Genomic DNA, 24,672 nt, shown 5'->3' with positions numbered 1-24,672 from the left:
TTGCTTCACAGATGGATATATACCCTTCATTAGTTGATCTGATAGGCTATAATAAACCTATCCGATCATGGGGCAGAAGTTTAATCAATAATGTACCCGCCGAAACCCCAAGAGTAATAAATTCGCCAGGCAATATTTACCAGCTTATGCAGGGCAATTATATTTATTTATTTGATGGAAAAACAATTACCGGAATATTTACGGCTGCTGATAAAGGTTTAGAAAAAAACCTGGCGAATAGCACACTAAACCCCGAAATGAACAAGGGTGTGCTTGATTGTAAAGCTTTTATCCAGGATTATACAGACAGGATTGTAAACGGAAAGCTAAACAAGCAATAACGTTTGATTATTTAGCCCATGTTAGTGTATAAGTAATACAATGGGTACTAAATAATAATCTTAAGCAAGTTTTTCTATCAGCTCTTTTAAATACTTTGGCACCAATAGTAACCGGCTGCCATACCAGGAAAACATTTCGCCATCAACCAAAATGATTTTCGCCTTTGGCAACAACTGTTTAAATTCATTAATATGTTTTTGCTTAAATGGATAAGGTTCAGATGACAAAAACACCAAACCTGGATTAACCCTAACCAGTTCCTCTGCAGAAACCTCAGGATACCTGTTTGCTGCAAAGGCATTAATCAGGCCGCACTTTTGCAGCAGGCTATCAATATAAGTTTCTTTAGCAGCTGCCATGTAGGGTTTTCGCCATATGAAGTAGGCTACTCTAAGATTTAAACCGGGTAAGCTCAAAGTGCTAAAACCATGGCTTATATCATTACATAAAGTTTTTGCTTCTTCCCTGCGGCCGACTATTAAACCCACACTCCGGATCATCTCAAGTGCTGTATCAAGATCATGGATATCGCTTATCCAAACCGGGCATATCTTCATTAATTCTTCCACCTGACCGCGTTCATTCTCTTCCTTGTTGGCAATAATAAGGTCGGGGTTTAAAGATCTGATCAGATCGATCTTCAGCTGTTTGGTCCCCCCTACTTTGGTTATTGTTTTAACTTTTTCCTCCGGATGGATACAGAATTTAGTAATGCCGATAACACTGGCATCCAGTCCCAAATAAAACAACAGCTCGGTTTGGGACGGAACAACAGATATGATCTTTTTAGGAACAGTAGATAATTCCATCGCACGATTTAGCTGATCGTGAAACACAGCCATGTTAAAACGCGTTCTTCTCGCCCCTTAACGCATTCCAGAAAGTGAGGAAAACAATCTTCATATCCAACAGGAACGACCAGTTCTCCAGATACCAAACATCAGCCTCTACACGCTCAAGCATAGCCTGGGTAGTTTGTGTTTCGCCCCTTAAACCGTTTATTTGCGCCCAGCCGGTGATACCTGGTTTAAGAAAATGCCTCACCATAAAGGTATCTATCAGTTGCGAATACTGCTGTGTATGGCTTATCATATGTGGCCTTGGCCCCACTACAGACATGTTGCCCAATATCACGTTAAAAAACTGCGGTAATTCATCTAAGCTCGTTTTACGGATAAAAGCGCCTGTTTTGGTTATACGGGAATCGCCGCGTGTAGCCTGCTTTTTATCCGAATCTTTATTTACCCGCATACTACGGAACTTATAACACTTAAATGGTTTGTTGTCCCTGCCTGAGCGCTCCTGGACAAAAAACACCGGTCCGTTTGACTCCAATTTGATTAGGATTGCGAGTATAGGGAATAACCAGCTAAAAACAAACAGAATAATAAATAACGAAAACGTAACGTCAAAAAGGCGTTTTATAAACCTGTTGAGCATGTTTTCGAGTGGCTCAGGTCTTACTGATATTACAGGGATATGCCCAAAGCTTTGTATAAAGGTTGGTTTTTTCGCATAGTCATAATACTCAGGTATAAATTTAAACCTGATGAGGTTTTTGTCGGCATCAAGCATCAAACGTTCAATAGTTTGTGCTTCTGAGTTTGGTAGTGTACAAAATATCTCGTCAACTTTATTATTCAGCACATAGCTTATACAATCATCGGTTCCCCCTAAATACAAATGATTATCGCTTACTTTTTCGGGATTATCATCAAAAAAACCAATCAGGCTATAACCACGTTCGGGGTTTTGTTTAAAAAAGCTGTAAAGATCAGATCCTATACGTCCGCCACCAATAATAATTACAGCCCTGGTATCAATTAAAGATGCCCTGTCACTCTTTCGGATCGTAAGAAATACCAGTTTCCATAATCCCAGCAAAAAGCCGAACAAAGCTAATGAGTAAAACAAATACTCCCGTGTAATAAAATAAGCCTTTGTACCTATAAGTATTATAATGGTGAAACAAATAAAACTTACAAACAACAGGTATGTTTTTATTACACCACGATAAGTTTTTATAGAGTCTTTATTTAAAACATGTTCATACAAACCGGTGATATTGGCAGACAATAACCAGATCAAATTAAAAACTAAAACGATAGGCAAATATTTCCTGTTATTTATCCAAAAAATGTATGACCTGTCTTCAATAAAGTAAGAAATTACCATGCTCATATTAAGTATAATATAATCAATGGTAAGGTTCACTGCTTTTATAAAAGTAGCGTATCTGTGAATCATGTATTAGAGCTTCTTGAAGTATACAACACCCGCTAAAATTAGCATATTTATTTAAAATAACAATGTGATAATTGAAATGCACAATCTATTACAAAAATGTTAGGGCATGATTGACAAAATTAAAAATTTAGAAATTATTGTAAAATCAAATATAAAATTATTAGAAAACTTTATCGCCCTTTGCATCATAAAAACGCAAATATAACTTTATAACTCCGACAATACTATAACCGTCCGTCAACAATATCTTTATCGAGCACTCCTTTTATATCGTATATAACCGAGAATGGGGTTTTCTTTAATGAGTTATAGTTCAGGTTAAAAAATTCAGCATGCGAAACAGCAACTATTATAGCGTCATATCCCCCCTTTAAACCATCAACGGTCTTAATTGTTTGTACCCCATACTCCTGTTTAACCTCAGACGGATCGGCCCAGGGATCATATATTTCGTAGCAAACTTCATATTCGCTTAAAACCCTTACAATATCTATTACTCTTGTATTACGTACATCCGGGCAATTTTCTTTAAAAGTGAAACCCAACACCAATACACTTGAGTTTTTAACCGGGATATCTTTCTTAATCATTAGTTTAATAACCTCAAGCGCTACATAAGTACCCATGCCATCGTTAAGCCGCCGGCCGGCCAATATAATTTCGGGATGATAACCAACCTCCTGGGCCTTTTGAGCAAGGTAATATGGATCAACACCTGTGCAATGACCGCCAACAAGCCCCGGTTTAAAATTCAGAAAGTTCCATTTGGTACCGGCAGCTTCTAAAACCGCATGTGTATCAATGCCCATAATATTAAATATTTTGGCCAGTTCATTCACAAAGGCAATATTGATGTCCCGCTGTGAGTTTTCGATCACTTTACAAGCTTCAGCAACTTTTATACTCGGAGCTTTATGTGTACCAGCATTAACAATTGTTCGATAAAGCCCGTCGATAAAATCGGCGACCTCAGGTGTTGAGCCCGACGTTACCTTTAAAATATTAGTAAGTGTATGTATTTTATCTCCCGGATTGATTCGCTCAGGCGAGTATCCGGCAAAAAAATCGATGTTAAACTTTAGTTTTGATAGCCTTTCAAGCACCGGTACGCATACGTCTTCGGTAACTCCGGGATAAACAGTAGATTCGTAAATAACCACGTCACCGGCCACGAGCACGTTAGCAACCGATTCGCTTGCTTTTATCAACAAACCCAAATCGGGACGATTATGCTGATCTGTGGGCGTAGGTACAGAGATAATATACACATTACAATCTGCAATATCCTGAACATCTGAAGTAAAAATAAGCCCGTTTCCGGTACTGCCCGGTAACAAAACCGACCTTAATAGTTCTGTATCGGTTTCAAGCGTACGATCAAATGCCCTATTTAATTCATCTACGCGGCTTTGTTTTATATCAAAGCCTATTACCGGGAATTTCCTGGCAAATTCAACAGCTAATGGTAAGCCAACATAGCCAAGGCCAATTATTGCAATGCGGATAGTTGGGGGTGGTTCAAACATTTATAAGGTAGTATAGATGAAGTAAAGTTAATTAATTTTGCTACAATCATTGTCCCTGGTACGTTAAAGAATGGCTCCATTTAGTATCTAACAGATTGCCAGGTGATTTACGAAATCTGTGTCATTTGTTATCATCCTCGCTTTTCGCGTATATCTATAATTGTTAATCAGTTGCCTGTCCATTTTTGGAGAAATTATGTAGAATCTTCCTGCCGGATTTATGACTCCGTAGATCCCGGCACGGTCCTGGCAGGATTATTTTTTGCCCGGCTTAAGGATTATAGAGCTGGTAAACCCCCGAAATTGACCTTTTTAGTGCTGAACCTACAAGCAAAGTAGTAATTTTTTTTTCCAGCATAAGCTGTTCTGCGTGGCTTGCAAACTCGTCTTCGTCTATAATAACAGGATTTTCGGTCATTATTTCTACTATGGTTAAAGTCGCTGTATCAGGATGTTTTAATAAGGCCCTTCTCAAATCGCCGTCGGTAACTATACCTTTAATATAAGCAGCATCTCCTACCATTACCATACCCAACCTCCCTTCAGACATTTTTAATAACAGATTCATGAACGTTGCCTGCTCCTCAATAAATGGCAGTTTATCGGTCCGCATAAGATCTTTAACCTTTGTGAGCAATTTACGCCCTAGGCTTCCGCCTGGATGAAAACGTGCAAAATCATGTTGTTTAAAGCCACGCGATTCCATTAAAGCAATGGCAAGTGCATCCCCCATTACCAAAGCGGCAGTGGTTGATGAAGTTGGCGCAAGTTCAAGCGGACAAGCCTCGCGGGCAATTTTAACATTTAAGTGGTGGTGACTGTTTTTAGCAACCGTTGAGTTTGGATTTCCGGTTACTCCAATAACCAGGTTATTATTCCATTTTAAAAATGGAATAATTCGGAGTACCTCGTCTGTTTCGCCCGAATAAGAAATCAGCATTACGATATCATTTGTGCTAACCATACCCAAATCTCCATGAAAAGCCTCGCCCGGATGAAGAAAAAAGCTGGGAGTACCGGTGCTGGCTAAGGTAGCGGCAATTTTTTTGCCAATAAGTCCCGATTTACCAATGCCTATTACAATAAGCTTACCGGTATTACTTAATATGGCATTTACCGTTTTAGTAAATTCATCATCAATTAAGCCGGCCACATGTTGCAGCGATTCAATCTCAATATCAAAAACTCTTTTGGCTATATCCTTCATTGTTCATAATTTCCTGGATTTTAGAATTTCCAGAAATATAAGTTCATTTTATTTACAAGCAGCAGGTTAAAATTTTGAAACTTCCAATAGCTGATCAAACACTATCAGGATACTAACGATGCAATCAAACCATCCAGATCATGCAGCTTAAGCATATTAGGGCCGTCGCTTAATGCGTTATCCGGATCAGGGTGGGTTTCTATGAAATAACCATCGGCACCAAAAGCTTTAGCGGCCAGGGCCATCATAGGCACAAAAGTACGGTCGCCACCTGTTTTACCACCTGCCCCGCCCGGACGTTGCACCGAATGGGTACAATCCATACAAACCGGATGACCAAATGCCTTCATATCATAAATATTCCTGAAATCAACTGCCAGGTTATTATAGCCATACATGTTGCCACGCTCGGTAAGTATTACCTGGCTGTTACCAGCTTCCAGCACTTTTTGCGCCGGGTAAAACATATCTGCGCCAGAAAGAAACTGTGCTTTTTTAACGTTCACTATTTTACCCGTTTCGGCCGCGGCTACCAACAGATCGGTTTGGCGACATAAAAAAGCCGGAATTTGCAGAATGTCAACCACTTCTGCAACTATAGCTGCCTGGAATGGCTCATGAATATCCGTTAAAACAGGTAACCCAAATTTATCCTTAACGTTCTGAAGCATTTCCATCCCTTTTCCAATACCCGGACCGCGGTATGAGTGTATAGATGTACGATTAGCTTTATCAAATGATGATTTGAATACTACAGGTACATTATATTTTTGACCTGCTTCTGCAACTTTTTCTGCCACCTGGTACAATAGTTCCTGGCTCTCCATTACACAGGGACCTAATATAAAGAACGGCTTCTGCCGCATTTGCTCAAACAACATATTATGTAGAATATAAGGCAAAGATAATTATAAGCCCGGATTTCACGAATGGAAAACAATTGACAAACATTTATTCCAATTACAAAACTTAACAGCCCCATTTAACTATTAGCTTCAATTAATGCCGTTACCAATTGGCGGTAGCCTTCCCCAATCGGCAATTCCTTCCCGGCAAAATTATGGAGGTTTTACTTACCGCCTCAATTTTCCGGAGCATTAATGCTTTTAACAGGATTAATGCCCCGCTATCTGCCGTTTTGTAAAAAAATAAAATTTCCGATTACCTAAAATCGAACCATAAACTACCGCTTACCGGCGTATAATTTAACTGTATGTTTTTTTGGCTTTGCGGGCCTAATTTATCCGCGCTTTGAAACTTAGTACCAATTGCGCTAATGGTATTCATAAAGCCAAGGTTCCCCTCCGGGAAGGGAGGGTTAGTATTATCGTTACCCGAACCTGCGGCTTTTGCGGGTTTAAGCATTTGCAAAAAGGTATTTTTTTGGGTAGTGTAAACGGTAAAGGAAGCTTGTTTATTTTCGACAGTAACCCAATATACTTCTGCGTGATAGCCTTTAAACTCCGGATAGTTCCAGCTTTCACCGGTTATGGTATTGTTATAATTTTTGTGCCAAACACCAAACTGCTGACCTTTCATCCTGTTTTTCCAAACATGATACGGGCCCCGTCCCTCCCATCGCATCCCAGTTATCAGCTCTTCGGGATAGTTAAAGGTGATCCCCGAAAAATCAAATTCTCCTTGTCGGCTAAATTGGTAATCAAGCTTAACAGGTTTACCCGAATGGAATATCCATTTCACATTAAATTGCGGGCCTCCCTCATATAACGGCTCCACTATATAATCTTCACCAGAGGCATAATGGTTTAGCTTTTTAAGCGTATGTTTCACACCTGCCAATGCCGGTCCGTCTTTTAAATCAATAACCGATTTTGGTGTTATCACCTTTTGCAGATAGCCCGTTTTAGTGTCAAAAAAATAATTGATGCCATCGGTATTAATGATCAGGCTACTATCCTGCTCCGCCATCTTTGGTTTGGCGGCGCTTTGAGCAATAAATTTGGCTGGCTCGCTTCCGGGTGATTTTAACGGCCAGCTCCAGGTAAATATCTCTTTGTTATCCGGCCCCTTGCCCGTTAAATAAAGCACATCGCTATTTCGCCAGTTTGCAGGCAAATTAACCTGCAAATAACCTTTGCTACCAGGTTCAAGATTAATGGGAGCTACATTTCCTGCTGCATTAACTTTACCATCAAGATCACTATTGCCAGGCAATGGCAGGGATACCAACTTCCACTTAAAAGAGCATTTATTAAGATTGGTATAGAGGTACCTGTTTTCAACTTCCAGTCTTCCATCAAATACTGCCGGTATATAACTATCCTCAATCACTACCGGCGACCAGATTTCTTTGATAGTATAAAAACTCCCTTCCTTTTCGCGGTGAGGGCCTAATATGCCATCAGGCGCGGCATTACCCTGCACATCTATCTGCCCGTTCCTATCTGTCCGGGCTACACCCTCATCGTGAAAAGACCATAAAAAACCGCCCGTAAAGTAAGGATGTTTGCGCATTAGGCTCCAGAAATCGTCTAAACCAGCACCCTGCCCACCGTCATACAATCCATGCATAAACTCTGTCGGAAAAAATAGTTCTTTACCATATAAAACAGCATTGGTTACGTAATTATAATCAGGATAATGTTTTGTATCCGTACCATTAAATTTTTCCCAGGGATGAATAACCCAACGGCTTTGTGGATCATATTTTGAAAACTCGGTATCAAGATCCGCATTCCAGCCGCCCTCATTCCCATTATCCCATATCACTATTGATGGATGGTTTACATCCCTCACCACCAGTTCTCTCACCAGCTTTTTACCTATTTCCGTATCATATTTAGCCTGCCAGCCGGTTAGTTCATCCAATACAAAAAGGCCCAATGAATCGCACACATCTAAAAAATGCTGATCAGGCGGATAATGTGACATCCTTACCGCATTCATGTTCATCTCCTTCATCAGCTTAACATCCATCAGGCTAATATCTTTGCTTAGCGCCCGGCCCGATTCCGGCCATTCACTATGCCGGCATACTCCCTTAAAAACAACCTTTTTGCCGTTTACATAAAATCCATCCTGCAATCTTAACTCTGCTGTACGGAAACCAAAACGCTGCTTTATAACGTGAACAGTGCCCTGTGTACCAACCATAGATATTACGAGGTTATAAAGGTAGGGGGATTCGGGATTCCAGGGTGCTGCATTATTTATTTGTTGCTGTAAGGTTGTTTTTTGCGTACCTGCCGATACCTTTGTATTAAAAGGTTTGCCTACAGGTTGCCCATTAAGCTTTTGTACCTGCGCCTTAATAACATGGTTGCTATTGGCATTGGCAGTAAATACATCAAGGGTTAACGCGCCATTTGCCTGTGCGTTAAGGGCTATTCTGTCGATAAAAGCTTGAGGAACAATCTCAAGGTATACCGGTCGAAAAATACCGCCAAAAAGCCAGAAATCAGCCTTACGCTCAGCCTGGTTAACGGATTCATTAGCCGATCTTTTACTAACTGTAACTTCAAGCAGATTATCGGTTCCAAAATTCAGTAATTTAGTAATATCATATTTAAACCTATAAAATCCTCCCTGGTGAACCGAGCCGGCAGATTGCCCGTTTATTTTCACTTCGGTATCTGTCATGGAAGCTTCAAAAACAATAAAAACGTTTTTACCCTTATTTGAAGCAGCTACTTTAAAATGATATTTATACTTTCCCTGCTCTTCGGGATTTTTAGTATCCCTGTAATAATTGTAAGTGCCAAATCCCTGTTGTTCCCAGTTAGATGGTACCGCAATTTTATTCCATGAACCACTTTTTTGGCCCGTATTGATATAGAAATCCCAGTTCACGGTATGATCTTTATCAACGCCGGATAGGTATTGTATAATAGTTTGCTGAGCCCCGGCTTTATAAACTAAGCCGCATAATAAAACGAGTAAAAGTGCTATTTTCCGCATTCCTATTTATTTGAAAGGGTGTTTTGGTACTAACAGATTAATTGGACCTGGCATTAACCTGACTAATCTAATTAATATTTAAGCTGTTAACCAAAACTATCCCTTATCTATAAATGGTTTAAACTAAGTTACTGTAGTTGGCTTAGTATGGGTGTGCTTATTCCCGATACCTGGTTTTGTTCCGGCTTCAGTAATTCCAGGATAACTATATCATTATGTCCTTTTTTAAGCCATTCTGAAGGCAGGTACACCGTTTGCTGTGGACCGATATTCCAGTACCTGCCCAGGTTGTGCCCATTTACCCATACCACTCCCTTACCCCACTGCCCCATGTCAAGATAACTATCTGCAACTTCGTCAAGGTTAAAGCTTCCTTGCTTAATAACCGGTGAAGAACCCGAATTTTGTTTTGCTGCTCCAAACCCGATCGCTTTTACGTTACTGAAAGGTAAGGAATACATTTTCCAGCCTTGCACCTCGCTGCCGTCAAAAAGCACCTTTTCGGTGATCCCTTTTTTGTTTTGTAACAGGTATTTACCAAAGTTGATACGGCCAAGGTTTTCAACCAAAATATCCAGGGTTACTTTGCCGGCGGGTAGTGTAAGGGTTAAACTATCCTGCTTCAGCCTCCGGTCCAGCGTTCCTACTGTTTTTCCATTGACCATTACAACCGCGTAATCCCTTAATTCCTTTAGCTTAAGCAAACCGTTTTTGCCGCCTTGGATAGTACTGCGGTACAATACAAAACCGTAATCCTGATGCAGGTCTTCAAAAGTAAGCGGAGTGATGTTTGCTTTCGGAGCTGGCAAGGCATTCAACACACTTAACGATCGGGTAAATTTAATTGCCGGGATACGGATAGCTGGTTTTGCTACAGGAACGACAGGCAATTGTACATTGGCAGGCAAATGCTTTTGGATCACCTCTCTAAATTTCATAAACTTTGGCGTGGCATTACCCGCCTCATCCAACGGCGCATCATAATCATAACTGCTGATCTGTGGTTCGTAAGGTGTTCCATCTTTATAATTGGCGCCATTCATAAATCCGCGCGTGGTACCACCATGAAACATATACATATTAATGGATATCCCTGCTGCCAAAACAGAATCAAGGTGACCTGCATACTGCTCGGCTGGTACGGTGTGGTGTTTAGTGCCCCACCAGTCAAACCAGGCCGGGTACCATTCGGCAATGTAGTATGGCCCTTTGCCATCATGATTGTCGTTGATTATTTTTTTCACCTTAGCCGGATCATCCAGCCCGTTAACAGCCGGCAACAGGCCCGGTAAATGGCCTTTTACCAAATCGGGAGCCGGGTCGCAGGTGTAAAGCAAGCCATCGAAACCGGCCTCTTTAAATAGTTTTTGATTGATGGACAAATATTCCTTATCGCTGCCGTAGGAGCCATACTCATTCTCTATCTGCACCATTAATATATTACCGCCATGGTTTATTTGCAGCGGAGCAAGTTGTTTACCTATCTCTTGAATGTAGCTTTCATATTCTTTAAGGTATTGTGATTCTTTACTGCGTACTTCTAACCCTTTCTCGTTTTGCAGCCAGTAAGGATAGCCGCCAAATTCCCATTCGGCGCATACATAAGGGCTTGGACGCAGGATAACCCATAATCCCTCCTCCCGGGCTATGCGTACAAACTCGGCCACATCGTTATTACCGCTAAAATCGAATTTCCCCTTTTGAGGCTCGTGCAGGTTCCAGAAAACATAGGTTCCTATGGTGTTAAGGCCCATCGCTTTCGCCATCTTCATGCGCGAACGCCAGGCTTCACGGGGTACACGTGGGTAATGCATCTCGCCCGAAATCATCTGGAAGGGCTTGCTATCCAATAAAAATGCCTCATCACCTAAGGCAAAGGTGTGAGTTTGGGCAAATGTATTGATGACATTTAAAAAAAATACAATAAATAGTGCAAGGTGTTTGAGTTTCATAAAGACGTTATTAAAGCTTTTTATATTTTACAACAGCGCAGGTTGAGTTATAATTGACTTGGAAAAAAACAGACTACTGATCGAAAAATTGCGCACCATTTAATGATGCACCACCGGGTCTTTATATTTGGCCAATACCCATTGGCCAACTTTAACACCCTGTATTATACCATTATCAATTGCATCTTTAAAGTGTATACCTCCCCAAAACCGAGACATACCTGCTTCGGTAGCGGCCTGGTTAAATGAATTAAAACTACGTGGAGCGAGTCCATATTTTACTTCCACATTATCTGTGTAATGAAAATTGTTGCCAAAGTAGTGGGTAAGAATTACTGCCGACGCTGATGATATTACCGAATGACCGCTGATATACTCAGGAAATGGAGGTGTTTGCAGCAGCGGTTTCCAGGTAACATCAATATATTTGCGGATAGCCGTTTCCGGACGAACCCGGTTAGTCCGGTATTTATCGTCCCAGCAACATATAAAACCATCCAATAATCCTGTAGCTACCATAGTATGAATCTCCAGCGCTTTTGAAAACCCGGTTTTTGTTTGTCTGCAAGCGATGCCTGTAATTCCCATCCAATGCGCCCCCGGTGATATCTTTTTTAAGCCTATCAACATGTGCCCGTTGTCCTGAACAGCAAATGGATTGCAATCCCAAAAGCCCGCTATGGTGCGTTGTTCGGTTGTTAATCCTTTTCCGCTTGCTTTGTAGTTCATCATCATGTATTTATAAAAAGCGGAGTGCTTATCAGTGGAGAAAGGTATGGGTGGATCTGGCAAAAACTGAGAGGACGAATCGAGCGTAAGCGGACGAATGGTATTAAAATAAGGTTCGACCGGGGCCATATAAGCCGGAGGTGTGGGGTCCCAGTCACCATCCTTTCCAAGTGGAGTATACCTTGTATAATTACTGATCCTGTTGTATTTGTCTTTTTTGGCATAAGCAAGTATCTGTTTGCTAATTGCCTGCCCGTAATGTTTAGAACTATCAATAACCTCGTCAGTAAAGCCTATCTTTTTACACGAATCCAAAAAGCTCTGTTCATATTTGATCAATAAGCTACCCGATGGCTGCAGCTTTCCAGCAGTTTCCATCATGGCTATTAAAGCACTTAACTGATATGCATATCCCTTAGCATACGCCGGTTTTTTAATAATTGGATATTCATTTAAAACGCCATACATGCTTTTAACACTTTTGTCATTTTCGGCAATAACTTCATAACCTGCAAGGCAGGTATACGAAAAGAAACGCGCAGCCAAAGGAGGATTGGTTACATCATGGATCATAATAACAGTCATATGATCAATCACTTTGGTAATATCGGCACTGGTTAATACCGGCTCTGCCTGTTTCTTATTGCTGCAGCTGTTATATAACATAGCCGCGGTAAACAGGATAGTTATTAAAAATGCCTTTCTTTTCATGTAATTAAAATTCTTTATAGGCTTTTACTCCCTGTTGATTGATCCCGAACAATAATGTTTGATTAATTTCTATAACACTTCTCACATCTCCCCATAATTTAAACCCTGATTGGAGTTGGGGGATATATTCAAAATGGCCCTTGCCATCACCCTTTAATAATATGCCGTAATTTGCGTCATATTTGCCCAGACGTAACCTGGCCCTGTTAATATTACCGCATAAAAGCAAATCTTTGTTGCCATCATGATCATAATCAAGACCAGTTATTGTAAAAACGGGTGAAGACTGAACCTGTAAAGGCAATGGGGATGAATGCAGCCTACCTTTGCCATCACTTAAAAAACAAGTAGTGGCCAGGTTATTAGCCTGTAAATGACCCATTCCTTTTAATTCTACAGCGGTAAATATATCTGTAAGGGAGGCATCAGCATAGCTTTTATAATCCGGGAACCGCGAACGCATCATACTAATCTGTTCCAAAAGCTCATCCCTTGAAACGTATGGATAACTCTGGTGTTGAATATAAAAACAGAGGATAGGATCAACCGCTCCGTTATCATCAAAATCCTTATAGTACATTTCTGCAGGTTCTTTATCACTGGCTTTGCATTGGGTATTTAGTCCCTGGTTGCCAACAAGCAGATCGGGATGGCCGTCGTGGTTAAAATCCTCTACCAGTATCTTATTCCACCAGCCGCTGTTGGGTTTATCAAAATACGCCTTAGCGCTGTTTATAAGTTTACCATTTTTTTCGTTGATCATTACGGTTACCGGCATCCACTCTCCTACTAAAACCAAATCTGGCGTTTTATCGCCATTCATATCTGCCCATGCGGCATCGGTTACCATACCCACGTGTTGCAGGCCCGAGTTATATTTTACGGTTTCGTCAGTAAAATGCCCTTTACCATCATTTACGAGGATGTAGCTTTGGGGAGCTTCCGGATATCTGCCAGGTATTGCCCTTCCTCCTACAAACAGATCCAAATGCCCGTCTGCATTAATATCAGCCACTCTTGCGCAGCTTTTACTACTACGCATTGCTGGTAATGCATCTTTTGTCTTAGTAAAATTGCCTTTCCCATCATTTAAATAAAGCCTGTCCTGTAATAAAGGATCATCAGGCATATAATTATCATAGCCCCCTGAACATACATATAAATCCGGTTTTCCATCACCATTGGCATCAAAAAATACCGCATCTGCGTCATTGCTTTTTTTATCGGCTTCAAAAGCGGGCTCTGGTTTTACCGCAAATTTACCACCGGCCTGCTGAATATATATTGTACCCGGTTTCCCGTTGCCACCACCTACATAAACATCTTCCAATCCGTCGGCATTTATATCGCCTTTTATCATACACGGACTTGAAAACGATAACGGGTTTACCATTAGCGGCTGCCGTTTAAAATCGTTAAGGGCATTTTTCTCCTGTTTGTTTGCTATTGGCGATGTTACCTCTGCAAAAATGGATTTTATGGCTTGGGGTATTTGAGCGATGTTAACTGCATTTTTTTCTTCCAGCGTTAGTTGTTGATTGGTTTTGATATTCTTTAAAACCTGCTCCTTTCCCTGCTGCCATACTATTCGCAGCGAATCAACTTCTTTATCCTTACCCAACCCAAAATGCAATATTGGTGAAACACTTGACTGAAAGCCACGGCTTGGCATTTGCTCCAGGTATTGTTTTTTATTTTTTACGTAAATGGTAACTTTTGCTCCTATACCCTGTGTGTTTTTTTCGGCGCCGTTTAACTTAAGCTGCAGGTAATGGTTATTTGCTTGCTTGTCCGCTTCATTTTGATAGATGAATGCCGGTTGGTTAATATTGTTTGTCACCAGATCAAGGTCACCATCGTTATCCAGATCGGCATAAGCAGCGCCATTACTGTTTGACGATTGCGTAATCCCCCATGCGGCGCTGTTATTGGTAAAGGTTAAATTGCCATTATTTTTGAAAAGGTAACTTTTTACCTGCGAAGATGGTATTTGTTGTACCAAATTGTATATATCCTTGCGCATCATTCTCTTATCTTTCAAAAAGTCGCCCATATATTTCACAAAATCCATATTGGTAAAATCGCGGGTATAACCGTTGGTTACAAACAAATCTTTCCAGCCATCATTATCATAATCGGCAAATAATGGAGCCCAGCTCCAATCGGTATTTGAGATACCTGATAGTTGCCCTATCTCGCTGAAAGTACCATTACCATTGTTTATCTGCAACATGTTGCGCATATACTGATAATAGAACCCCGTACGAAGAGTTAAGCCAAATTTTTCATAATTATCCGGCGCAAACAATAACTTTTGCCTGCGATTATCTTCGGGAAGCATATCGAGCGTAAAAATATCCGGTAAGGCATCGTTATTTATATCCGAAACATTATTCCCCATAGAAAACTGTGAGGTATGCCCCAGAGAAGATTGCAATTTATTGGTGAAGGTACCATTACCATTGTTGATGTAAAGAAAATCGGGTATGGTATAATCATTTGATATGTAAATATCCGGCCATCCGTCACCATTGATATCGGCTATCGCCGCTCCAAGGCCGTAGGTTAAATCAGAACTGCTTATTCCGGCCTGTTCTGTTATATTTTTAAAAACGTTATTTTCGTTTTTATATAGTCGTACGCCATTTGGCGAATTTGATTTCTTTAAGATAGCCGCTGTATTTACCTCATCTAAAACAGGTAACTGAATAGGGCTGTGATTTAATAAAAACATATCCAGGTCACCGTCCCTGTCGTAGTCAAAAAAAACTGCCTGTGTGCTGTACCCGGCATCAGCTAAACCATACTGTTGTGCCTGTTCTGTAAAATGTGGTATTCCATCTTTGTCGTTTCCTGTATTAATAAACAACTGGTTCTGGCGTTTTTCGGCCCTTACATTGCCCGAATAACAAACATACATATCCAACTTACCATCGCCATTTACATCGGCCATAGTAACTCCTGTTTTCCAGGGACCAGGACGGCCAGCCACATCTGCTACGGTTGTAATATCTGTAAACTGCATATGTCCCTTGTTAAGGTACAGTTTGTTGTCGGTCATGTTACCGGTAAAATATATATCCAGCAAGCCATCGCCGTTTAAATCACCGGTGGCTACCCCTCCGCCATTGTAAAAATACTCATACATCAGCACATTGGTATTTAAACCTTCGGTTAAAGTATTGCTAAAGTCTACATGTGTTTGCTCTGCAGAGAGTAAGGTAAATAAAGGGTTATTGTTGTTTTCGTCCGCTTCTTTATTTTCGGTTGGATGACCACAACTTGTTAATGCAATAATTCCGATAAAAAGTAATTGTGAGAATAATTTAATATTTGTATTCACCAGGTGCCGCTTAAATTAATGGACTAAAATTTAAAAGAATGCCGGCATTTTACTACCGGCATTCTTTAGGATAAATATATAAGAATTTTATAATCCCTGCAGTTAATAACCTGGATTTTGAACTAACTTCTTGTTTTTGTTAATCTCATCGCGGCTAATAGGCGGGAAATAAAGAATATCCTTCCAGGTACGATTTTCAACTCCAGGATCAAGATCCTGTACCGTATATGTGTAATTGTAATTATCAGTACTGTACCTATAAACATTTACCGTTTTACCCGTTTTCAAGGCCCCTGTAATTTTTATGATCCTTACTTTATTGCCCAATGTTGTCGGCGCAATCATCCAGCGGCGTGCATCATAAAATCGTTGCTCTTCAAACATCAGTTCTACGTTTCGTTCGTTTCTGTATCGTTGCACCAGTGCATCACCGGCGTCTGTAATTGCAGGCATTCCTGAACGGAAACGGATTTTATTGAGCCATGTCCTGGCCTCATCCTCCTTATTTAATTCAAGACATGCTTCTACAAAGTTAAATACAACTTCAGTGTATCTTATTAAAGGTGATGGCACTTCCGACCGGGTGTTCTGATCAACAATAGCCGGGTTAGGATCCATAAACTTCCTGATAGCATAACCGGTACGGGTTCCGTTCCAGTTTTCAATTGGGCCGTTTCTTGTATCCAAACCAAAATAAGTTACCGGACTGCCTGAGCTGCCTGTTTGATAAGTGCCCATTTGTATTTCATTGTAAGGATCTATACCTGCACCATCCGGGGTACGCGGTTTCCATGGCGCACCATCATATAAAATAGATGCATAAAAACGGGGATCCCTGTTAGAATAAGGAGCTGCCTTTTCTGCCGCATTGTTCCAATCGAATTTTGAACCGTCCATCATTTCATAATCATCTACCATATTCTGCGTAGGCTCACTTGATGTCCAGCCATGGTATCCATTGGTACAATTGTTTCTGCCATACCATGCACCCCATTCATCTTTGCTATTGCTGAAATAGCGGGCAAAAATTATCTCATTTTCGCCGCCATTTCTTGACAAATAAGAATTTTGGTAATTTGTAAATCCATCGGCGGCGCTCGCAGGAGCAGATAAATCAAGGGCATAACCATATCCACCTTTAAGGATAAATGCCTTTGCCAAATCATAAACTTTCTGCCAGCGACCAGCATCAGCAGTTGTATAACCTAAAAGTTCGGGATTTTTAAAAGGAGTACTACCAGTACTTATGCTGCTTAATGAGGCTACCCCGCCAGGAGTATGCAGCTTACTGGCTGCATACATCAGCACCCTTATTTTTAAAGCTACTGCGGCATCGGCGGTAGCACGCCCTTTTCCCAGACTTTTACCTTGCAACAAAGTACTGGCTGCATCCAACTCGCTCACTATAAAATCAACGCATTCGGCATACGTATTCCTGGCAACGGTAAAATCAGGAGAATTAAGATCATAAGTGGATTTTACAATTGGAACGCCGCCATAATAGCGCAGCATTTGATTGTAAAAGTATGCACGCATAAAATGAGCTTCTCCCGAAAGCCTGTCAACCAATGCTTTATCAAGTGCAGACTTGCCAAGTTGCTCTAAAGCAAGATTGGCCGACCTTATCCGGGCGTACATTTCATTCCATTCATATGTATTGTTGACCCATCCTAAATGCGAAGGACTTATATTGGCCTCCATTATATCCTGCTTTCCGAAATTATAGAGGGCATTATCGGTAATACAATCCATACTTTCCTGGTTAAGCTCGGCATCGTGTAAGCCGTTATAAAGCTCGGTAACAAAGGCTTCGGAAAGGTTTGGATCTCCCCAGGTAAGGTCTGCCGGCGCCTGATTCGATGGTTTTGTACTTAAAAAGTCTTTCTTACACGAAGTCAGCAGCACTCCCGAGAGCATCGCAATTGTTGAAATATTTCTTATAAATGTTTTCATATCGTTCAAATTAAAATTTTACACTTACGCCCATATTAACGACTCTTGCCTGCGGATAATACTGACCAGACGAACTGGTTGATTCAGGATCATAAATTTTCTGTTTAGAAAATGTAAGCAGGTTAAGGCCATTTGCATATATCCGTAAATTGCTTATACCAATTTTTGAAGTTAACGCTGTAGGAATAGTGTAGCCAAGTTCAGCATTTTTAAGCCTGATATAATTTGTATTTAACAACCAATAAGTGTTTCCATTGATAAGGGTCCCTGCAGAATTGTAGTATCCTCCAGAAAAATACTGGTTATTTCTATCAACTGTGCGGGGGGACACTGTGCTTGGATTGTCAACCGTCCAGCGATGGTCGTAACTGTATTGCGTGAAGTTACCAATTGTTCCCGACTCGGTTTGAAAGACAATCTGTCCGCCAGCGGCACCCTGGAATAAAACAGTTAAATCGAAATTTTTATACTGAATCCCAAAATTGAAGCCTCCCTGAAAGGTAGGCTGATTGGTTTTATCACTCCTCACCTGATCATCCCCAGTAAGTTTACCATCGCCATTTACATCTTTATACATCATGTCGCCCGGGTTAAGTTTACTACCCCCAACACCGCTGTAATCAACCTTATTAGCATCAACCTGAGCCTGGGTAGAAAATATACCGGTATATATGTAATAAAGCTGGCTTCCGATAGGATGCCCGGTTGATTTTTGCCAGGCAGGCGCTCCCGGAACCTCATCCCATTTATCAATCCTATTTTTGGAATACCCGCCGTTAACACCTACATTGTACCTCACCTGACCAATTTTATCATGATAAGATAATTGAAATTCCCATCCTTTATTAGTCACTTTTCCATAATTTACAGGGGGCAGTAACCCAGTTGGTATTGCAGTTGCAGGCACTGAAGCTGTAGGTGCCCATAATATTTGGGTACGCTTGTTCACAAATCCTTCCAGTAAGAAATCTAATTTTCCGTTTAATGTAGTTCCCTCCAACGCAACATCGCTATTATTGGCCACTTCCCAGGTGAAATTCGGGTTTGGTGCCACGTTTTCAAATAATGACTGGGTTGGTACGCCGTTAATTATATATGATCCAACGTTGTACAATGGAAGATAAGAGTATTCTGCTAAAGTATTGGTAAGGGGCTTAACAACATTGTCGTTACCCATTTGTCCCCATGATCCGCGCAGTTTTAAATTTTGAATGAATTTTATATTGTTTTTAAAGAAATCTTCTTCCGAGATTCTCCATCCGGCCGATATACCCGGGAAGAAACCGAAACGGTGAGTTTGCGGAAACATATAAGAACCATCTATACGCCATAAAAACTCTGCCAGGTATTTTTCTTTATAATTATACCCAACCCTGCCAAAATAATTTAAACGGGCTTTTTCCCAGGCAGTACCATAATTACCTATTTCTGAACTACCTCCCCAATTTAACTGATCGATAGCAACCGAGTTAAAATATTTACGATTGGCGCCAAATTGGCTATCGTTTGATTTTTCTTTGGTTACACCGGCAAGTAATACAATGTTATGATTACCAAAACTGTGGTTATATGTCACTATTCCGCTAAGCAGGCTGCTTAGCTGATCATCGGAGCCTTGATCAAGCCTTGCCTGGGCAGGCCCGCGGGCTACTTTGGTAAGTACCGGGGTACCATTTGCATCTTTGGTAACATTATCCCAGCTGTACACATACCATGGTGTTTGCCAGGCTTTGGTTTGTTGCATGTATTTAGTGAGAGCAACATTTCCGCTAACTGTTAAGCCTGGTACTCCCGGTATCGATATATCAATTTTTCCGTTTGTCTGAAGAGAATATCTCGTATCCTTAGCATAACCGGTTTTATTGGTAGTAATCAATACTGGTTGCTGACCGTTTTCAATATCTGGTCCTGGTAAACCATTTGGCCAATAAGCCGGTCTGTATGGATAACCACGCATCAGCATTCTGAATATATCACCCGCAGTTCCTCCGTCTGGAAAGAAACGGTTTTCCTGGCGGCCCGCTACACCTATAGATGTACTGATATACTTATTAACCTTGGCATCAACGTTTAAGCGGAAATCATATTGTTTATACCCTGTAGCCGAGTTTTTGTAGTATCCATCCTGGTTTTGGTACCCTATTGAAGTAAGATACTTTATGTTTTCGGAACCGCCTGATAATTGTACGTTTTGACGTGATTGACCAGACCAGTCTTTTAGAGTAGCTTTAAACCAGTCGGTATTAGGGTGTCCCCATGGATCAGAACCATCAGCAAATTTTGTAAAATCGGCAGGTTGAAATGTAGCGGTTGTTGTAGCCGCATTATCTGGCCTGGTAAATTTTCCCGCTGTTTTAAATGCAGCAGAAGCTGCGGTCCAATATTGTGAAGGCAAACCATAAAGGTCTATTTCATTCACCATTGTGGCGTATTCGGTTGAATTAGCCATTTTGGGTAGCATAGTAGGCTGAGCCCATCCTTTATTATAGGTGTAAGAAAGCTCGGGTTTGCCCAATTTACCACGCTTGGTAGTAACCAAAATAACACCATTGGCCGCCCTTGCGCCATAAATAGCCGCAGAAGCATCTTTCAATACCGAGATACTTTCAACATCTGCTGGATTTAAACGGTCAATATTCGATTGGCCGGCAGGAGATGGAACCCCATCAATAACGATCAATGCATCGTTATTACCCAGGGTATTTGTACCGCGGATACGAATGGTTGAACCATCATAACCAGGTTCGCCGCTTCCATTCATGGCAATAACACCCGGCATACGCCCGGCTATAGAGTTAGAAAGGTTAACAGCCGGAGATTTTACCAATTCGTCCCCCTTAACAGATGTTACAGAACCTGTAACTGTCACCTTCTTTTGTACACCATAACCAACCACCACAACCTCATTCAATCCTTTGGATGATGGCTGTAATTTAATGTTAAGGGTGCTTTTACCATTTACAGGCACTTCCAACGTGTTATAGCCAATATATGATACAACTAATACTGCATTATCGGGAGCTGTTAGTGTAAAGTTTCCGTTTACATCTGTTACCGATCCGTTACTTGAATCCTTAATCCTTATTGATACTCCAACTAAGGTTTCACCTGTTACCAGGTCGGTTACTTTTCCCGAAATTTTTATGGGGGCATTTTCATTACCTTTCCCCACTTTTATTTTTGTAAATCCTGGTTTTTTGTTTTTTGCTACGCCGGCGTATGACAAACCAACAAATATTAAAGCCATTAATATTTGACTCAGCGCAATTTTAAAGACCCTTAACAAGTTTACAGTCTTATGTAAATTGTATTCCATATTAGCTTATTTAAGTTAATTAATATTTAATGCACGCTATAAAAGCGGGGTGATTTAGGACTGGTCACATTATGACATTTGCCTATAGATTGGGGAGGGTTATGTTGGTTTATCTTCCATATTGATTATTTAGGTTTATTTATTAAATTATAATTGGTTCAATTCAATAAAGGGATATAAAAGCAGATCCGGATTATATTCCTTTTTAGTAATAACAATTACTGAAATTATGCCGTTAATCTTGCTAATCAAGTTATAGTAAGGTCAGTCTTTATAATCCCAGTATCCGTTATAAAGTACTGACTGTTGCTAAACCTGTATTTAATAACTTAATATTATATATATACTTTTACTTCAATAATAATAAATGTGGGTTGTACATTTATAATTGGCAGCACTAAGATGCGTATAATAAACCCCGCTAATGAGGGGTAAATTCATACAACTTGAGGGGGTAATTGGTAAACTATAGGTAAAATCAGGCTCTTCTGAGTTTACTTAAAATTAATTTTTGCTAATTTTTACTTTCACAGCATTCCTGGTAATATTAGCGTGAAAAGGTACCCGGAATTTTTTAATATATTCAGAAGGGTTAAGTTTAAACAGCTTGCTAAACTGTTCTCTAAAATATTTGGGGTCGTTGATACCAACTTTATAGGCAGCTTCAGAAACAGTACAATCAGTTTTAAGAAACATTTCGGCAGCTTTTCTAAGGCGTATAAATCGTATAAATCCGTTAGCCGACTGTCCGGAAATTGCCCTGATCTTTTTATAAAGGTTTGAATGGCTCATGCCTATCTTATCAGCCAAAGTTTTAATGCAAAAATCACTGTCACTTAAGTTGTCTTCTACAACTTTGATGCACGCTGCCAAAAACTCTTTATAGTCAGGCGGAACTTTAAGGTCATTTGACTTCAAGGTTATTTCATTATAAAAATATTTTTGCAGGTTATTTTTACTTTTAAGTATACCTGCAACCCGGGCAACCAGGAACTCCCGCTCAAATGGTTTACTTATATAATCGTCGGCCCCACCCTCTATTCCCTTAAGCTTAATTTCTGGAGACGAGCTTGCGGTTAATAATAAAACCGGGATATGACTTAGCGCAGGGTCTTCTTTAACTCTGCTGCATAGCTCTAAACCGCTTATTCCCTGCATCATTACATCGCTGATAATAATATCCGGTAAAAATTGATATACCATATCCAAACCTTCAGAACCGTCTGCTGCTTCATAAATTTCAAAATTTGCCGAAAAAATTTGCTTCAAATATTGCCTCATCTCCTCATTATCATCCACAATCAGCATTGATTTTGATTCCAAATTAAATGGATCGTTTTTTTTGCTTCTAACAGCATTTGAATCCTTACTCGGTACGGGAACTTCCTCATAACTTTCAATAAGTTCATCTAAGAAAACCGAGGTTTCTACAACATCTTCAAAAATTAAATTGGGGCTTAAATGTTCTTTCCCTTTTAGCAAACAAACCTTAAATATGGTACCAGCCCCATTTAAACTAATGTAACTGATAGTACCCTTATGGCTTTCAATAAATTTCTTTACAAGATAAAGGCCAATACCAAATCCACCGCTTAATGGCAGCTCATTTTGTACCTGGTAAAATTTGTCAAATAATTGTTCACCTATATTTTCTGCTATTCCACTTCCTGTGTCTTTAATTTCTATGTTCACCGAAGTTTCTGTTTGCGAGATGTAGCAATTTACCATTCCACAATCGGGCGTAAATTTTAACGCATTTGATATCAGGTTAAATAAAACGATCTCTATTTTTTCCCTGTCGGCGAATATTTCTATCGTATCTGTTTCAGAAACAAAATCAAACAAGATATTTTTACTTTTAGCCTGATGGCTGAAACACAAAAAAACCTCTTTACATAGGTTCACAATATTTAGCCTTACAATTTTAAGACTATCAGAATCACTCTCGGCTTTTCTGAATAATAATAACTGATCAACCAAACTTAACAGCCGGCGTGCATTACGAAAAACAATACTCAGATTAGTTGTTTCGGTCTCTCTTTCTCCGGGGTTAAATAATAATTCCTTAACGGGGTTTATAATTAAAGTAAGCGGTGTCCGAAACTCATGAGAAATATTAGTAAAAAAAGATAATTTTCGTTCATTAAGTTCCTTTTCTTTTTCAGCAGATATCTGTGCTATTTTTACCTCATACTTTAACTTAGCCTCATTACTGCGATAACTCAAATAATAATAAATCAGCGTTACCATTATTGATAAGTAGCTTAAATAGGCCCACCATGCTTTATACCAGGGGGGTAAAATCCTTATTTTAAACGTAGCATAATTAGCAAACCAAATACCATCCTGATTTGCTGCTTTAACTTTAAATACGTAATCACCTGCAGGAAGATACCGATAAGTAACTGATCTTTGATTTTTTACATAATTCCAATTTTTATCTAACCCTGCCAGTTTATAGGCAAATTCACTTTTTTCGGCATAAGCGTAATTTAAAGCCACGTATTGTATAGAGAAAACCGATTGACTGGGGCTTAAAGTAATTTGAGTTGATTCATTGATAGCCGCACTTAATATACTGTCTTTTTGTCCAACTTCAACCTCTTTGCCAAATAGCTGAAGGCCGGTGATTAAAACTTTTGGCTTAAACAGGTTTTGTTTAACTTCTGCCGGATAAAAAACATTATACCCCTCAGTTCCTCCAAAAACCATAAATTTTCCGGCACTGCAATACATAGATGAACCTGGGTTAAACTGTCCCGCTTGTAATCCATCCGAACCATCGTAATTAATAATTTTGTTTGTTTGTACATCAATCCGCGATAAACCTTTATTAGTACTTAGCCAAATAATACCTGCCTCATCTTTTTGTATTGCATTTACAGTATTATCCGCTAATCCATCTTTTTCTGTATATCGTTTAAATTTTTTGTTTTTTATATCATATAAAACGAGGCCATCCCCCTCGGTACCTATATATAGATTCTCATTTTTATCTAAATACAAAGAGTATATAAAGTTACTGGGCAAAAATTTTTCTGCCTGGGCCCTGCTAAAATAATCGATAAATTTATTTTGATTTTTTATATAATATTTAAGGCCAGAGGCGTATGTTCCTATAAAAAGATTGCCATATTTATCTTCGGAAAGTGCACGAATATAATCTGAACTAATATTACTATTCTGCGGATTATAATTAACAAACTTACTACTACCGGCAGATAATAAACTTAACCCTCCTCCATTTGTTCCAACCCATAAATTGTTTTTTGAATCTTCGAGAATCACCCTTACATCGTTTAAACCGATGCTTGTTGGGTCGTTTGCTTTATGAATGAAATTAGTAAATGAATCTGTTTCTTTTTCATACCGGAAAAGTCCGTGTGAATAAGAGCCAAACCATAATGTATTTGAATGGTCTTTATAAG

12 protein-coding genes and 1 pseudogene are annotated in these 24,672 nt (G+C 39.9%); 1 reads left to right on the top strand and 12 read right to left on the bottom strand.

Annotation, left to right across the window (positions count from 1 at the left end; translation table 11 throughout):
• Positions 1-341 (top strand): annotated as a pseudogene (locus AC1DO4_RS26705) (LTA synthase family protein); the annotation flags it as partial.
• 60 nt (positions 342-401) lie between these two features.
• Here the strand turns inward: AC1DO4_RS26705 and AC1DO4_RS26700 are convergent.
• The 12 genes from AC1DO4_RS26700 to AC1DO4_RS26645 form a co-directional block, all read right to left on the bottom strand.
• A complete protein-coding gene (locus AC1DO4_RS26700) occupies positions 402-1,184 on the bottom strand; it encodes an ABC transporter substrate-binding protein (RefSeq protein WP_477420815.1) in 783 nt (260 codons plus the stop codon).
• Position 1,185: 1 nt separating this feature from the next.
• Entirely contained in the window at positions 1,186-2,589 is a 1,404-nt protein-coding gene (locus AC1DO4_RS26695; RefSeq protein WP_477420814.1) for an undecaprenyl-phosphate glucose phosphotransferase, read from the bottom strand.
• Positions 2,590-2,813: 224 nt separating this feature from the next.
• Positions 2,814-4,115, bottom strand: coding sequence for a nucleotide sugar dehydrogenase (locus tag AC1DO4_RS26690; protein WP_477420813.1), 1,302 nt, complete (start codon positions 4,113-4,115; stop codon positions 2,814-2,816).
• Between the two features lie 271 nt (positions 4,116-4,386).
• Positions 4,387-5,322 carry a KpsF/GutQ family sugar-phosphate isomerase gene (locus AC1DO4_RS26685; protein WP_477420812.1) on the bottom strand — a complete coding sequence of 312 codons (936 nt, stop codon included), beginning with the start codon at positions 5,320-5,322 and terminating at the stop codon, positions 4,387-4,389.
• 104 nt (positions 5,323-5,426) lie between these two features.
• The gene (gene kdsA, locus AC1DO4_RS26680) at positions 5,427-6,203 is read right to left on the bottom strand and encodes a 3-deoxy-8-phosphooctulonate synthase (protein WP_477420811.1); all 777 of its coding nucleotides are present in this window, start codon (positions 6,201-6,203) and stop codon (positions 5,427-5,429) included.
• Positions 6,204-6,483: 280 nt separating this feature from the next.
• Complete coding sequence (locus tag AC1DO4_RS26675; protein WP_477420810.1) at positions 6,484-9,240, bottom strand: glycoside hydrolase family 2 TIM barrel-domain containing protein; 2,757 nt, start codon at positions 9,238-9,240, stop codon at positions 6,484-6,486.
• Between the two features lie 128 nt (positions 9,241-9,368).
• A complete protein-coding gene (locus AC1DO4_RS26670; protein WP_477420809.1) occupies positions 9,369-11,192 on the bottom strand; it encodes a glycoside hydrolase family 35 protein in 1,824 nt (607 codons plus the stop codon).
• A 99-nt stretch (positions 11,193-11,291) separates the two neighbouring features.
• Entirely contained in the window at positions 11,292-12,632 is a 1,341-nt protein-coding gene (locus AC1DO4_RS26665; RefSeq protein WP_477420808.1) for a vanadium-dependent haloperoxidase, read from the bottom strand.
• Between the two features lie 4 nt (positions 12,633-12,636).
• The gene (locus AC1DO4_RS26660; RefSeq protein ID WP_477420807.1) at positions 12,637-15,975 is read right to left on the bottom strand and encodes a VCBS repeat-containing protein; all 3,339 of its coding nucleotides are present in this window, start codon (positions 15,973-15,975) and stop codon (positions 12,637-12,639) included.
• A 102-nt stretch (positions 15,976-16,077) separates the two neighbouring features.
• Positions 16,078-17,928 (bottom strand): RagB/SusD family nutrient uptake outer membrane protein, encoded by a 1,851-nt coding sequence (locus AC1DO4_RS26655; protein WP_477420806.1) that lies wholly within the window; start codon positions 17,926-17,928, stop codon positions 16,078-16,080.
• A 10-nt stretch (positions 17,929-17,938) separates the two neighbouring features.
• Positions 17,939-21,175, bottom strand: coding sequence for a SusC/RagA family TonB-linked outer membrane protein (locus tag AC1DO4_RS26650; protein ID WP_477420805.1), 3,237 nt, complete (start codon positions 21,173-21,175; stop codon positions 17,939-17,941).
• A gap of 573 nt (positions 21,176-21,748) precedes the next feature.
• On the bottom strand, positions 21,749-24,672 hold a 2,924-nt coding region (locus tag AC1DO4_RS26645; RefSeq protein WP_477420804.1), incomplete at its 5' end, for a response regulator.

The sequence above is a fragment of the Mucilaginibacter sp. P5_A6 genome (assembly GCF_056400585.1).
This window is presented reverse-complemented; position numbering and strand designations above follow the sequence as displayed.